Source organism: uncultured Flavobacterium sp. (assembly GCF_963925415.1).
Classification (GTDB): domain Bacteria; phylum Bacteroidota; class Bacteroidia; order Flavobacteriales; family Flavobacteriaceae; genus Flavobacterium.
Map to the genome: position 1 here is coordinate 1 of NZ_CAWUTS010000059.1, position 13704 is coordinate 13704.

Genomic DNA, 13704 nt, shown 5'->3' on the forward strand with positions numbered 1-13704 from the left:
AATTTAGACCACGTTCAAGTTCCTGTATTATACAATGGTACAGCACAACTTATTAATGGTTATGGTGCTACTAATTGTGATGAAACACCAGGTAGTTTACCAAACGCATGTAGTTGGGCAACACCAAATAATACAATTGTAAGAGACAACGTAGATGGGAAAGACAAAATATATATGACGTATGGTTATTTCACAACTGGCTCTGGACCTAGAGAATTTTACGAAGTACTTGAAAAAATTGTAGACTAATTTTAATAATAAAATAATATGAAAAATAATAAAATAAAATTTCTATGCATAGGAGTTTTTGTTATAGTTAGTTCTTTATTTACTTCATGTAATCAAGACGATGCTACAAGAGATTCTGTGCAAGAGGTAGGAGAAAATCTTACAATAAGTGTAAATGTGCCTTTTGCTTCTCCGCAAAACCTAATTGAAACGGATGCGACTTATCCTTTTACGGTTTTAATGAGTGCATCACAAAGTGTAGATGTACATGTAAAAGTAACACAAGTAGGCGGTACTGCAACAGATGGAGCAGATTTTGAATTTACTTCAGATGTGTTAATACCTGCAAACACTTTATCAGGAACTGGTTCTATTACAATTTTTAGTGATAATTTGGCTGAAGAAACAGAATTTTTTACATTACAAATTGGGAATAGTCAAACTTCAAATGGTTCAGTTACTCCAGTAGAAGTTACTTTCAACATTTCAAACTATGTAGAAAATGGTTTGATGATAGATTTAAAATGGGCAACACATGTATATGATCTAAATGGCGTTTTAATTAATCCAACAACAGCTGCTGACTTACGTTTACTTCTTACTGATCAAAATTATAACCAATCTGCTATTTTAGCTGGGTCAGATGGTTCAAGCTTTGAAACTTTTATGTTAAATCCAGCAGCACCAGATGGCACTTACTATATTGTTGCAGACTTATATGATACAATGAGTTTTACAACTATAAATTTCTTTGATATAGATTTGACTGTCATATTTAACCAAATAGGTGTAATTAATGATTTAACTTACACTTTTCCTGCAGGTTTAAATTCTCAATTTACCTGTCCAAACAACTTTTTTAAATTAGCTTCTTTAACTAAAGTTGGTACTAATTATACTATTGAGTCTATAGGAAAATCTTCTTTAGATGCTACTAAATTTAATGGCAACTATGTTGTAACTTTAGACCAATGGAATGATTATAGTGTTGGAAATGTAGTTCCAGTTGAATATGATGCTGCTTCAGGTCTTTATAAATTTAAAATTTTAAGTACTAATAATCCTTATATTAGCAACCCAACAACTTCTTATATAGAGGTTACAATTAGTACTGACGGTAAATGTACCGTGGCTTCAAACGAAGATTTTGCATACATAGGCTGGCAAACACTTCCCGTAACAGGAAATGGAACAGTTAACTTTTGTGATAGATCTATAAATTTAGGTTTAAATTTTGGACCATATACAGGGTATAGACTTAGGTTAGCAAAACAATAGTTTTCAATAAAAAACAATTTACATAAAAAAAAACCACTTCTAACGAGGTGGTTTTTTTTATGCCTTAACACCATAGAAAAAGACAATCAAATATTTGGAATTTGTGCTACAATTGAAGTCATTCAATGTAAAACTGAAATTGACACGGTGTTATTACAAACAGAACATCTTTATCATCAGATCTATCATCTTACATCAATTACAGAACTCTATGACACACAATTTATTGAATTAGAATAAATACTTATATATATAACTCAGAAACATGTAGTTGCAAGTTTTATATAAATGACGATTTTAAAAGAGGCAGTTTTTTTATGTCATTTACATAAACAATTAAAATAATCTACAATACCTTTTTTGTAACCCCTCAAAGGCTTAATAACCTTGAGCACTATAGGCATAAATAAAAGTTAATGTTTTAAAACTAAACAATTTATTTATGTTAGTTTTAACAAAAAACAGCGGCACTTACTTTTTTTTATCAAAATTTTAAATTATACCCAAAATTTTAAATTAAATGTATAAAATAAATCCAAAAAATACATTATAACTTAAGAAACCGATATTATTAATTAGTATAATTCTTTATTTATAAATGAAATAAAGTTTAAAAACTAGATTTAACTGGTAGCTTTTAATTTTTAATAAATAAAAAAAAATTAATATAACGCTGTAAATCAAATGTTTAATAAATAAAACATAATTTGTAAGTTTTATTTTATTATTATTTTTGATATGTATAAAAAAAAGTAAGAAAATGTTTATTTATTATTAAATTTATGTTAAATTTGACGCATTAACTTTAATACATAATTTTATGAAATCAAAAGCTTTAAGGCTCTTAACACTTGTAATGGTGTTAGTTGTGCACATGTCTTATGCACAAACAAAGTCGGTATCAGGTGTAGTATCTGATGTAAACGGGCCTTTACCAGGAGCAACGGTAATGGTTAAAGACGCATCTACTGGAACTCAAACAGACTTCGATGGTAAGTATAGCATTGAAGCAAAAACAGGTCAAACACTTGTTTTTACTTTTATTGGAATGAAAACACAAGAAGTTGTGGTAAATTCAAACAAACTAAACGTTATACTTAAAGAAAACGTTGAAGAATTAGAATCTATAGTAGTTACTGCTTTAGGTATAAGAAGAGAAAAAAAGGCATTAGGTTATGCAACTCAAGAAGTAAAAGGAGATGCAGTTTCTAATATTAAAAGTTCTAATTTTGTGAATTCACTTTCTGGTAAAGTGGCAGGTCTTGAAATAAAAACTTCAGGAAATTTTGGAGGATCAACCCAAGTAGTAATTAGAGGAAACAACTCTATTCAAGGAAATAATCAAGCATTATTTGTTATTGATGGTATTCCAATAGACAATGCTAATTCTAATACTGGTGGTCAAAAATCAGGTAGAGGTGGTTATGATTATGGTAATGCTGCTTCAGACATGAATCCTGATGACATTGAATCAATCAATGTTCTTAAAGGAGCTGCTGCAACTGCTTTATACGGTTCTCGTGCTTCTAATGGTGTTGTAATGATTACAACAAAAAAAGGACAAAAAGGGAAAGACATTGGAGTATCTTTTACTTCAAGTTATACTTCAGGAACTGCTGACAAAGAAACTTTACCTAAATATCAAAATAAATATGGAGCTGGATATGGTCCTTATTATGACGATGCAACAGGTTATTTTGGATTAGCTGATGTAAATGGAGATGGTATAGACGATTTAACAACACCATTTACAGAAGATGCTTCTTATGGTGCAGCATTTGACCCTAGCTTAATGGTGTATCAATGGAATTCTATTTATCCTCAATTAACTGAAACTTATGGAGTAGCTTCTCCTTGGATAGCTGGTAAAGCTAATCCAAACTCTGTTTGGAAAACAGGAAGCACAAGTGTTAACTCATTATCATTAGATAAAGCAACCGATACTTCATCTTTTAGATTAGGTTTTACTAATTTATTACAAGAAGGTAATTTGCCAAACAGTAAATTAAAAAGAAACACCATTTCATTTTCTGGGACTCAAGACTTAACAGAAAAATTAAAAGTATCAACTTACTTTAATTATGTTGTTACAGATGGTAAAGGACGAAACGGTACAGGTTATTCTAGTGGAAATGTAATGCAACAATTTAGACAATGGAGTCAAATGAATGTTGATTTTGACCAACAAAAAGCTGCTTATTTTCAAACAGGAGAAAATATTACTTGGAATCCAAACGGTATTGATAATTTATCTCCTATTTATTCTGATAATCCATATTGGACTTTTTATGAAAATTATGAAACAGACACAAGATCACGTTATTTTGGTAATGTTGCTTTAGACGACAAAATAAACAGTTGGTTAAGTGTTATGGGTAGATTTTCTTTTGACACTTATTCTGAATTACAAGAAGAAAGAATTAATGTAGGAAGTGCTGATGTATCATCTTATTCAAGATTTAACAACAATGTTTCTGAATACAATTATGATTTAATGTTAAACTTCAATAAAGATTTAACTGATAAATTAAACTTAGAAGGTAACATTGGATATAATTTAAGAAACAACCAACGTAATAGTATTTTGGCTGCTACTAATGGAGGTTTAAACTTAGCAGGTCTTTATGCATTATCAAATAGTGTTAATGGTATAAATGCCCCATCAGAATATGACTCAAGCAGCATGGTAGATGGACAATACATAAGAGCAAGTTTAGGTTATGATAACTTTGCTTATTTTGAAGGATCGTTTAGAAGTGATAGATCTTCTACACTTCCAAAAGCAAATAACAGATACAGTTATTTTTCTGGTTCAGGAAGTTTAGTTTTTTCTAATCTAATTCAAGCTCCATGGTTATCATTTGGTAAAGTAAGAGCAAATTATGCAGAAGTAGGAAGTGCTACTAATCCATACAATGTATTTAACACCTATGGTATTGGAACACCGTTTAACGGAACTGGTACTGCTAGTAATCCATCTGTCGCTAGTAATCCAGATTTATTACCTGAAAGACAAAATAGTTATGAATTTGGTTTAGAAATGAACTTTTTTAGAAAAAGAATTGGTTTTGATTTATCATTTTACAACACTCAAAACATAAACCAAATTACAAGTATTCCTCTTTCTACTGCAACAGGATATAGTGCAGCATTATTAAATGCAGGTACTATTGAAAATAAAGGTGTTGAGCTTCAATTAAATGCAACTCCTTTTTCAACAAATAATTTTAATTGGAATGTTACATTAAACTGGTCTAAAAATAAAAGTTTAGTTGTTGAATTGTTAAATGGTATAGAAAATTTACAATTAGCAAGTTTACAAGGTGGTGTATCTATTAATGCTACTCCAGGTCAACCATACGGAACTATTAGAGGTAGTGATTATATCTATGCCGATAACGGTCAACCTATTGTTAACCAAACTGGTTCTGCATCTAGAATAGGTACTTACCAAAGAACATCTACTAATAATGAAGTAATTGGTGATATTAATGCAGACTGGAAAGCTGGTCTTGTGAATAGTTTTACCTATAAAAACTTAAATTTTAGTTTCTTAATTGACATGCAAAAAGGTGGAGATGTATTCTCACTTGACACATGGTATGGTTATGCAACTGGTTTATATGATTTTTCTGCAGGTACAAATGATTTAGGCAACCCTATAAGAGATGTTGTTACAGGTACTCCAGGAAATTATGGTGCAGATTCAGGTGGTATTATTTTAGCTGGTGTAGCTCCTGATGGAACTACGAACCAAGTTAGAGGAAATACAAATATTTATGCAAACCCATGGGGTTATGCAAGAGCTCCTAATAAAGCACACGTTTATGATGCTGGATATATAAAATTACGTGAAGCAAGTATTACTTATAATATTGACACTAAAAATTTAGGTAAGTTTTTCACAAATGCATCTGTATCTTTAATCGGAAGAAATTTATGGATTATCGATAAAAGTACACCTTATGCAGATCCTGAAGCTGGTTTAAGTTCAGGTAATGTTCAAGGATATCAGTCTGGGGCTTACCCATCTGTAAAAGAAATTGGAGCAAGCATTAAATTACAATTCTAAAAAATAAAAATATGAAAAAAATAGCAATCTTAACTTTAAGTATTCTAGCGTTTGTTTCTTGTCAAACAGATGAACAATATGAAGACTTAAATAGAGACCCAAAAAATCCTACCTCAATCAGTTCAGAATTTTTATTCAATTCTGCTGCAAAGAGTTTAGTAGATCAAATGACAAGTACTAATGTTAATGTTAATATTTTCAGAATGTTGGGTCAACATTGGACAGAAACTACTTATGTAGACGAAGCTAATTATGATTTTAATACTCGAGGTATTACTGGTAGTCATTGGTCTGAAATGTACAGAGATATATTGTTAGATTTAGCAACTGCAAAAAATGTAACAGATGAAGATTCTAGTTTAACAACTGCTCAAAAGCAATCAAGAAATGCACAAATAGAAATACTTTCTGTATATGCTTGGGCAAACCTTGTTGAAACTTTTGGAGACATTCCTTACACAGAAGCTTTAAATGCTGGAGCTTATGCTTTACCGGCATATAGTGATGCAGCTACAATTTACACTGATTTAATTGGGCGTTTATCAGCTGCAATTCCAAATTTAACAGGTAGTGGCTTTGGATCTGCTGACAAAATTTATGGTGGTGACTCAGTAGCTTGGAAAAAATTTGGTAATTCATTACTTTTAAGAATGGGCTTACGTATAGCTGATGCACCTAGTATGGCTTCATTATCTTCTTCAACTATTCAAGCTGCTGTTGCAGGAGGTGTATTTACATCTAATGCAGATAATGCATCATTAAGTTATTCTAGTGCTAGTCCTAATACAAATCCTGTTTGGGTTGATTTAGTTCAGTCTGGAAGATCTGATTTTGTTGCAGCAAATACTTTAGTAGACTTTATGAATACCTTAAGCGACCCTAGAAGAGAACAATATTTTGATCAAAACTTAGGAGCTGGTTTATATACTGGTGGACCTTATGGAGATAACAATAGTTTTTCTTCTTATACGCATGTAGGTGCTTCAATTATTGACCCTACAAACGCAGCATGTTTATTGGATTATTCTGAAGTAAGCTTTTATTTAGCCGACGTTGCAGAACGTGCAGGAAACACATCAAATGCTGAAGGATTTTACAACGCAGGTATTACAGCTTCTTTTGAATACTGGGGTACAACTGGTGTAGCTGCTTATCTTGCAAATCCTGCTGTAGCTTATACAACAGCTCCAGGAAGTTGGAAAGTAAAAATAGGAAACCAATTATGGTTAGCTATGTACAACAGAGGTTACGAAGCTTGGACTGCATGGAGAACTTATGACATGCCTGGATTTAATTTACCAGCTGTTTCTGGAGATCCTGTTCCTACAAGATATACATATCCAATTGCTGAACAAAACTTAAATTCAACTAATTATACAGCTGCTTCAGCTGCTATAGGTGGAGACAATCAAACAACAAAAATATTTTGGGATGCAAATTAAGCTAATCTTTAAATAATATTAATATTAAAAACCGTCACCAAAAAGTGACGGTTTTTTTTATACATTTACCAAATGGAAAAAGACAATCAAATATTTGGAATACGCGCAATAATTGAAGCTATTCAATCTAAAACTGAAATTGACAAAGTGTTTTTACAAAAAGAGCTTCAAGGTGACTTGATGAAGGATTTGATGAAAGCTATGAAACAAAACAATATTAATTTTTCTTATGTTCCTGTAGAAAAGTTAAACCGCTTAACTTCAGGAAATCATCAAGGTGCAGTAGCTACAATTTCTCCAGTATCTTTTCATAATTTAGAAACATTAATTGAAACTGTTTTAGCTAAAGAAAAAACGCCTTTATTTTTAATATTAGACCAATTGTCTGATGCACGAAATTTTGGTGCTATAATTAGAACTGCCGAGTGTACAGGTGTCGACGGTATTATTGTTCAAAAACAAGGTTCAGCTCCTGTAAATGGAGATACTGTAAAAACTAGTGCTGGTGCTGTTTTTAATGTGCCTATTTGCAAAGTAGACCATATTAAAGATGCCATTTTTCATTTACAAGGAAGCGGTATAAAAACCATTGCTGCCACAGAAAAAACAGATAGTACTATTTATAGTTTAGCACTAAACGAACCTTTAGCCATTATTATGGGTAGTGAAGACCGTGGTGTGAACCCGTCTGTATTAAAAATAGTTGATGAAAAAGCAAAATTACCTATGTATGGAACAATAGAATCTTTAAATGTTTCCGTTGCCTGTGGGGCATTTTTATATGAAGTGGTACGACAAAGACAATAAAAAAAATACAATTATCCCTAAAGCACCCTATACAATTAAACACACCCCCTGTCTCCTTAACTAACTCAAAACCGTTTATCGACATCAGAACCTTTAAATTGAGGTGCTCTTTTAATAAAAAAATAAATATCTATTAATTTAAATTTATAAACGAATGAAATTAAAAAAAATCTCAGCATTAAGCTTGCTAATATTACTAAATGTAACGACTTTATTTGCACAAAACATCTCTAGTGATTACATTGAGTTTGAATCACTAAAAGCTCCTGTTTACAACACGGAAGAAGCAATGAGAACTTATAAAATTAATGTAACTTCACCTTACAACTTAACTTCAGAAGATGTAATAAATCAATCTAAAATTGACTTTGATACCGAATTAAAAAATTACGATAAAAAAGTTTTGGATAGTGAAAAAGAATTTCTACAAAAATTAAAAAATCATGAAACTGAAGTTTTAAAAGCTAATGAAAAATTTCAGTTAGAATCTCAAGAATTTAAAAAACTTTCATTACTAGAACGTTTATCGATGACTGATCAAGGAAAAAATCCTAAATTAACATCGCCAACAAAACCAACCTATGTAAAACCTGCAAAGCCGATTTATCAATCTCCTAATCTTAACGATTATATAATAGTAAACAATAACGTTTTGGAAACACAAATAAAAATTGATGGCTTTACAACTTTGGGAGAAAACATAAAAGTCTTTTTAAATATTAGTGAAATTACATTTCAGGACAATGCAGGGCAAACTTTTGCGAAACAACCTACAAAATTAAAAGTAGATATAAAAGGAGTTGAGAAAGTTAGTACAGCATTCTATGAAGAATTTAAATTTGTATCTTCTTCGCCAAGCAACAACATCAACAAGCCCCTAACTGAAAAAAACTTTTTAAACGAAGTAATAGCTACCGTAAACAAGTATTTAAATGACACTTTTGGATACCAATCTTATAAGAGTAAGGTTAAAATATTAAGCGTAAAAAATAAAGGCACATATGATGAACTTGAAAAAGCAGACATTTACATTTCTACAAATCTTAGAAAACTTAATCCACAAAACCCTGAAATAACTGAGATAGCAAAAAAAGGTTTACAAAAAGGAATTGACATTTGGACCAATACCCTTGCTAAAGTTGATTATAAAAATAAAAAAGCAGTATTTAATGCTAAAATTGGTGAGTTTTTATACTTTAATCTTATCCGCTTGAATTTGGCAATGAATAATAAAAAAGATGCAGAAATGTATTTAAATGAGATGCAAGAAAATATGATTTATATGAAGTTGTCTTATGACGATGACAATGACTTAAAAAACATTGAAACTCAAATATACAAATCAAAATAATCTTGAATTCCAAGAAAATGAAACTAAAAAAAATAACTTTTTTCCTTATTTTTACTTTGAGTTTTTTACAGGCACAGGATAATATAAAGGGCGATAATTTTGAATTTGACAAGGAAAACGAAAAAGAACCCCAGATTGTATTAGTTGATAACTACAACCATTATTTATTTACGGTCACAAATAGAGACGGTATGGCATCAAGTCATAAATTAACATTAAGAAAATTTGATCAAAAAAATCAATTGATTGATACTTATATTAAAGATTTTGCCATTGATATTTTTACCTTACATAATTTTCATGGAGCTTACGAAATTAACTCTGCAAAAATTGCCTTTTTAATTGAATCCTATTCAAATAAAAGAAAAATAAATGAACTTATTCAATACATCTTCGATAAAGAAACAGGGCTATATAGTTCTCATGTAATTACTTCATATGCCAGTACTGACTTAAAAAAGTTTGGATACTATCATGTTTCAAAATCTCAAAACAACAATTACATAGGAGTTGCTTATGAAGCTAGAAGCAAAAAGAAAGAACCCGAAGTTACTGAATGTATAATATTACAGCGTTCCTCTTTTAATGTAGTTTTTAAAAAAACTGTTCTATTTGAAGATGACTTTTTTACAGGTGAAAAAATAATTTCAAATAGCGGTAACTTTATATTTCTAAGAAGACCTCGAAGTTATAAAGAAACCAATTATTTTACAGTCATTACTAAAGATACTGAAACTAAAAAAACAATTGAAGAAAACACAAGAGTACACAAACCTATTGCAATTTCAATTGGAACTCAAGATTATTTAATTGCTTTTAATTATAAAGATAAAGGCATACGAAGAGGCGATTTTGGTTCTATTTTAATCTATGATTTAGAAGCAGGAAAGATTTTAAAAAACAATGCCATAGATGATTTTGACAAAACTAAAGATATCGAAGAAGTCAATTTTAGAGGTGTTTTTGTAGAAAACAATGAAATCAGGGTTTTTGTTGAAGGAAAATATAAATCAGGAACAAAACCTAATGCAACTTTTCCAAATTCTGCTATGAAGGATCCTATTTTTAAATTTGGACCGTCAAACTTATTAGTTTTTTCGAATGAAGGCACCTTAACCAACAACATGAGCTTGGAAATTAATTTGCAATCTGAACCTAATTTATATCATTCATTTGGTATGTTAAATATAAAAGGAGACTATATAATCCATCCTGGAACATATTATAAAGAAAACATTTTACACAATTGGTTGTATAAAATAAATCCAAATAATAAATTTACTGTTTCTAATTTAAAGTACCATTATCAAATGTATGACAATGAAAATTATAAATTTGTAAACCATGTTGTTTATTATTTTCCTGATACCAATAGACTTTTAACAGCAGCTGTGGTAAACAATGAAAATAAAATGGCCTTTTTAAGTTTTACTTTAGAATAAAACCAATTTACATGGTTTAAAAAATCGTCTTTATATAAGACGATTTTTTTATTCCTTTTTTCTGCCTATAAAATCATAAATCACGCGTATTGAAGAATTAAAATATTCTTTAATTACCTCTTCAGGTTTTGGTGGTGGAGCAAATGTTCCGTTTTCGTCAAAGTTTTTCATGAATGGGTCTAACTCAGGATTAAAATCTGGACTTTCCCAATCGTAGGAAATTGTTTTTTCAAACTGAGGCGTTTTTAAAAAAAAACTTAAAACTAATCCAGTTAAGAAACCAAATAAATGGCCTTCCCAAGAAATGTTGTTTTTACCTACTTCAGGTACCATGTACCAAACCAATCCTCCATACAATAAAATTACTGTTAAAGAAACCGCAATTAACCTATAGTATTTAGTAAAAAGACCTTTAAAAAAAATAAAACTAACTAAAGCATAAACCAATCCACTTATTCCAATATGATAACTGGGTCTTCCGATAAGCCAAGTGCCAATTCCTGAAAACAAAATACCTACTATTACTACGGTTAAAAATTGAGCTCTATAGAAATAACGTAAAAAAAGTAAAAGCACAAACAAGGCAACGGAATTGTTAAATAAATGTTCCAAATCTCCGTGGATAAACGGACTTAAAAGTATTCCTTTCAATCCAAATACCTTACGTGGATAAATGCCATAATGTGAAAAATCTACATGATAGTGATGTTCAACCCAAAAGACGATCCATAAAACCAACACAAAGAACAACGGATATAAAATTACCGATGGTGTAAATTGAAAAGGATTATCTTGTATTTTTTTCATATTTATTTTCCGTGAAAACGGAAATCTTTTTTATTACACAGAGTTTCTCAAAGAAACGCAAAATTTTACATAGAATACTTTGTGTTTGTTCAAAGATAACGCCAAATGTATTTTTATGCTTTTTTGTCAGACCTTTCTAAAAAAGCCTACAGAAAATTTTTAGCCCTGATGGAAATGGCATCCTTTTTTTTTTGCAAAAAAAAAGATAGAATGAACAGCAGGAAGAAGCCTTAATAAAAATGCCTAAAAGTTAGTGCTCCAAAAAAAAGATTGCTTCGTAAACCAGCAATGACTAAATTTACACTATGGAAGCACCTTTAGCCGAACGCATTAGACCCAAAAAATTGTCAGAATATATAAGCCAGTTACACTTGGTAGGTGAACAAGGATTGTTGACGCATCAGATAGCGAGAGGAATTATTCCGAGCTTAATATTATGGGGGCCACCAGGAACAGGAAAAACAACTTTGGCTCAAATTATGGCCGAAGAAAGCAAACGACCCTTTTTTATGTTGAGTGCTATCAATAGTGGCGTTAAAGACATTAGGGAAATTTTAGACAAAGCAAAACAAAGTGGCGGTATGTTTACGGCAAAAAACCCTATTTTATTTATTGATGAAATTCACCGGTTTAGTAAATCACAACAAGATTCGTTATTGGCAGCTGTAGAAAAAGGCTGGGTAACTTTAATTGGTGCTACGACCGAAAATCCGAGTTTTGAGGTGATTCCGGCGTTGTTGTCAAGATGTCAGGTTTATGTTTTAAATCCGTTTGCTAAAGATGATTTGGAAGCTTTGTTGCATAGAGCGATTAAAACTGATGCGTATTTAAAAACAAAAGACATTCAACTGAAAGAAACCGAAGCTTTGTTGCGCCTTTCTGGGGGTGATGGACGAAAATTGTTGAATATCTTTGAATTAGTTGTTAATGCTAGCGAAGGAGATTTGATTGAAATTACGAATGAAAAAGTAATGCAATTGGCTCAAAAAAATACGGTTTTATATGATAAATCTGGTGAGATGCATTATGATATAGTTTCAGCATTTATTAAGTCAATACGAGGAAGTGATCCAAATGGTGCGGTTTATTGGTTAGCTCGCATGATTGAAGGTGGCGAAGATATCAATTTTATAGCACGACGTATGTTAATTCTTGCCAGTGAAGATATTGGAAATGCAAATCCAACGGCTTTAATAATGGCAAACAATACCTTTCAGGCTGCAACAATAATTGGATATCCAGAGAGTCGAATAATATTGAGTCAGTGTGCGGTATATTTAGCAACTTCGGCCAAAAGTAATGCAAGCTATGTCGCAATTGGCAAAGCACAACAAGCAGTAAAACAAACAGGCGATTTGGCAGTACCCTTACATTTGCGAAATGCACCAACCAAATTGATGAAAGAATTAGGCTATGGAGATGCATATAAATATTCTCACGATTTTGATAATAATTTTATAGAACAGGAGTTTTTACCAACTGAAATTTCAGAAACTAAGTTCTATGAGCCTGGTGAAAATAATCGTGAAAAAGAAATTCGCCATTTTTTAAAGAATCGTTGGAAAGACAAGTATAATTATTAAAAAATTGATATTATTTAAATATCTCAAAATATAGCAATATTTTGAATAAGAAACATAATTGATTTCCTTTAAGTGTTTTAAATAACAAAACTAACTTTAAACCGCTATATAATAATAAAAAAACTAAGAATAGCAGGTTTAGTTATAGAAATTTAATTTATTAATCATCCTATTCTTTAAAACAAAACAACAAGCTAAACCCCTTAACTATTAAAATTAATATTGTTTTAAAGTGATAAAAAAGCAATAATTGATTCAAATTGTAAATATTATGTTTAAATTTGTTTAAATATATATACGTTATGAACGAAATAGGACACAAAATTAAGCTACTACGAATAAAAAAAGGATTGTCACAAGAGAATTTAGCAAATGAGTTAGGTATAACTCAACCTAGTTACGCACGCTTAGAAAAAGAAGACAATCGATTAAAAATAACGCGTTTAATACAAATAGCAAACATGCTTGAAGTTAGGGTAGAAGAATTAATTGATACTAATTTACAAAATAATGTAGTTCAGCATAAAGAAAATGTTAAGTAACTATATCGTTTCTTGATTTATAGCTACTTAAAATAGATTTAATATTCTACAAAACAATATTAATAAAGTAAATTTTGAAATAAAAAATAATAAATATAATTATTTTATTATAAAAAAACCACGCTTTAATTAGTAGTGGTAGAAATTGTTCT

General features: G+C 30.5%; 10 protein-coding genes. 9 read left to right on the forward strand and 1 reads right to left on the reverse strand.

Annotated elements, in window-relative coordinates:
* From AABM47_RS04615 to AABM47_RS04645, 7 genes are all read left to right on the forward strand, one after another.
* Window positions 1–249, forward strand: a 249-nt coding sequence (locus AABM47_RS04615; protein ID WP_338409754.1) for a hypothetical protein, incomplete at its 5' end; no start/stop codon positions are given.
* 18 nt (window positions 250–267) lie between these two features.
* Window positions 268–1506: a Calx-beta domain-containing protein gene (locus tag AABM47_RS04620; RefSeq protein WP_338409755.1), complete on the forward strand. Its 1239-nt coding sequence runs from the start codon at window positions 268–270 to the stop codon at window positions 1504–1506.
* An 820-nt stretch (window positions 1507–2326) separates the two neighbouring features.
* Window positions 2327–5578, forward strand: a complete 3252-nt coding sequence (locus AABM47_RS04625; RefSeq protein WP_338409756.1) for a SusC/RagA family TonB-linked outer membrane protein — start codon at window positions 2327–2329, stop codon at window positions 5576–5578.
* Between the two features lie 11 nt (window positions 5579–5589).
* Entirely contained in the window at window positions 5590–7020 is a 1431-nt protein-coding gene (locus AABM47_RS04630) for a SusD/RagB family nutrient-binding outer membrane lipoprotein (RefSeq protein WP_338409757.1), read from the forward strand.
* A gap of 72 nt (window positions 7021–7092) precedes the next feature.
* Window positions 7093–7827 carry a 23S rRNA (guanosine(2251)-2'-O)-methyltransferase RlmB gene (rlmB, locus tag AABM47_RS04635; RefSeq protein ID WP_338409758.1) on the forward strand — a complete coding sequence of 245 codons (735 nt, stop codon included), beginning with the start codon at window positions 7093–7095 and terminating at the stop codon, window positions 7825–7827.
* A 154-nt stretch (window positions 7828–7981) separates the two neighbouring features.
* On the forward strand, window positions 7982–9178 hold the full coding sequence (locus AABM47_RS04640) for a hypothetical protein (protein WP_338409759.1): 1197 nt from the start codon (window positions 7982–7984) through the stop codon (window positions 9176–9178).
* Window positions 9179–9195: 17 nt separating this feature from the next.
* Entirely contained in the window at window positions 9196–10620 is a 1425-nt protein-coding gene (locus AABM47_RS04645) for a hypothetical protein (RefSeq protein WP_338409760.1), read from the forward strand.
* A gap of 48 nt (window positions 10621–10668) precedes the next feature.
* Here AABM47_RS04645 and AABM47_RS04650 read toward each other — a convergent pair whose 3' ends face one another.
* Window positions 10669–11427 carry a rhomboid family intramembrane serine protease gene (locus AABM47_RS04650; protein WP_338409761.1) on the reverse strand — a complete coding sequence of 253 codons (759 nt, stop codon included), beginning with the start codon at window positions 11425–11427 and terminating at the stop codon, window positions 10669–10671.
* A 305-nt stretch (window positions 11428–11732) separates the two neighbouring features.
* On the opposite strand from AABM47_RS04650, the gene AABM47_RS04655 reads away from it, so the two are divergent.
* Both AABM47_RS04655 and AABM47_RS04660 read left to right on the forward strand, forming a co-directional pair.
* Window positions 11733–13010 (forward strand): replication-associated recombination protein A, encoded by a 1278-nt coding sequence (locus AABM47_RS04655; RefSeq protein ID WP_338409762.1) that lies wholly within the window; start codon window positions 11733–11735, stop codon window positions 13008–13010.
* 302 nt (window positions 13011–13312) lie between these two features.
* Window positions 13313–13552 (forward strand): helix-turn-helix transcriptional regulator, encoded by a 240-nt coding sequence (locus AABM47_RS04660; protein WP_338409763.1) that lies wholly within the window; start codon window positions 13313–13315, stop codon window positions 13550–13552.
* Window positions 13553–13704 lie beyond the last annotated feature (152 nt).

Bases quoted from the DNA above. Each gene is read 5' to 3' on its own strand.
- AABM47_RS04620 (WP_338409755.1), top strand. From the start codon at position 268: ATGAAAAATAATAAAATAAAATTTCTATGCATAGGAGTTTTTGTTATA.
- AABM47_RS04625 (WP_338409756.1), top strand. From the start codon at position 2,327: ATGAAATCAAAAGCTTTAAGGCTCTTAACACTTGTAATGGTGTTAGTT.
- AABM47_RS04630 (WP_338409757.1), top strand. From the start codon at position 5,590: ATGAAAAAAATAGCAATCTTAACTTTAAGTATTCTAGCGTTTGTTTCT.
- rlmB (WP_338409758.1), top strand. From the start codon at position 7,093: ATGGAAAAAGACAATCAAATATTTGGAATACGCGCAATAATTGAAGCT.
- AABM47_RS04640 (WP_338409759.1), top strand. From the start codon at position 7,982: ATGAAATTAAAAAAAATCTCAGCATTAAGCTTGCTAATATTACTAAAT.
- AABM47_RS04645 (WP_338409760.1), top strand. From the start codon at position 9,196: ATGAAACTAAAAAAAATAACTTTTTTCCTTATTTTTACTTTGAGTTTT.
- AABM47_RS04650 (WP_338409761.1), bottom strand. From the start codon at position 11,427: ATGAAAAAAATACAAGATAATCCTTTTCAATTTACACCATCGGTAATT.
- AABM47_RS04655 (WP_338409762.1), top strand. From the start codon at position 11,733: ATGGAAGCACCTTTAGCCGAACGCATTAGACCCAAAAAATTGTCAGAA.
- AABM47_RS04660 (WP_338409763.1), top strand. From the start codon at position 13,313: ATGAACGAAATAGGACACAAAATTAAGCTACTACGAATAAAAAAAGGA.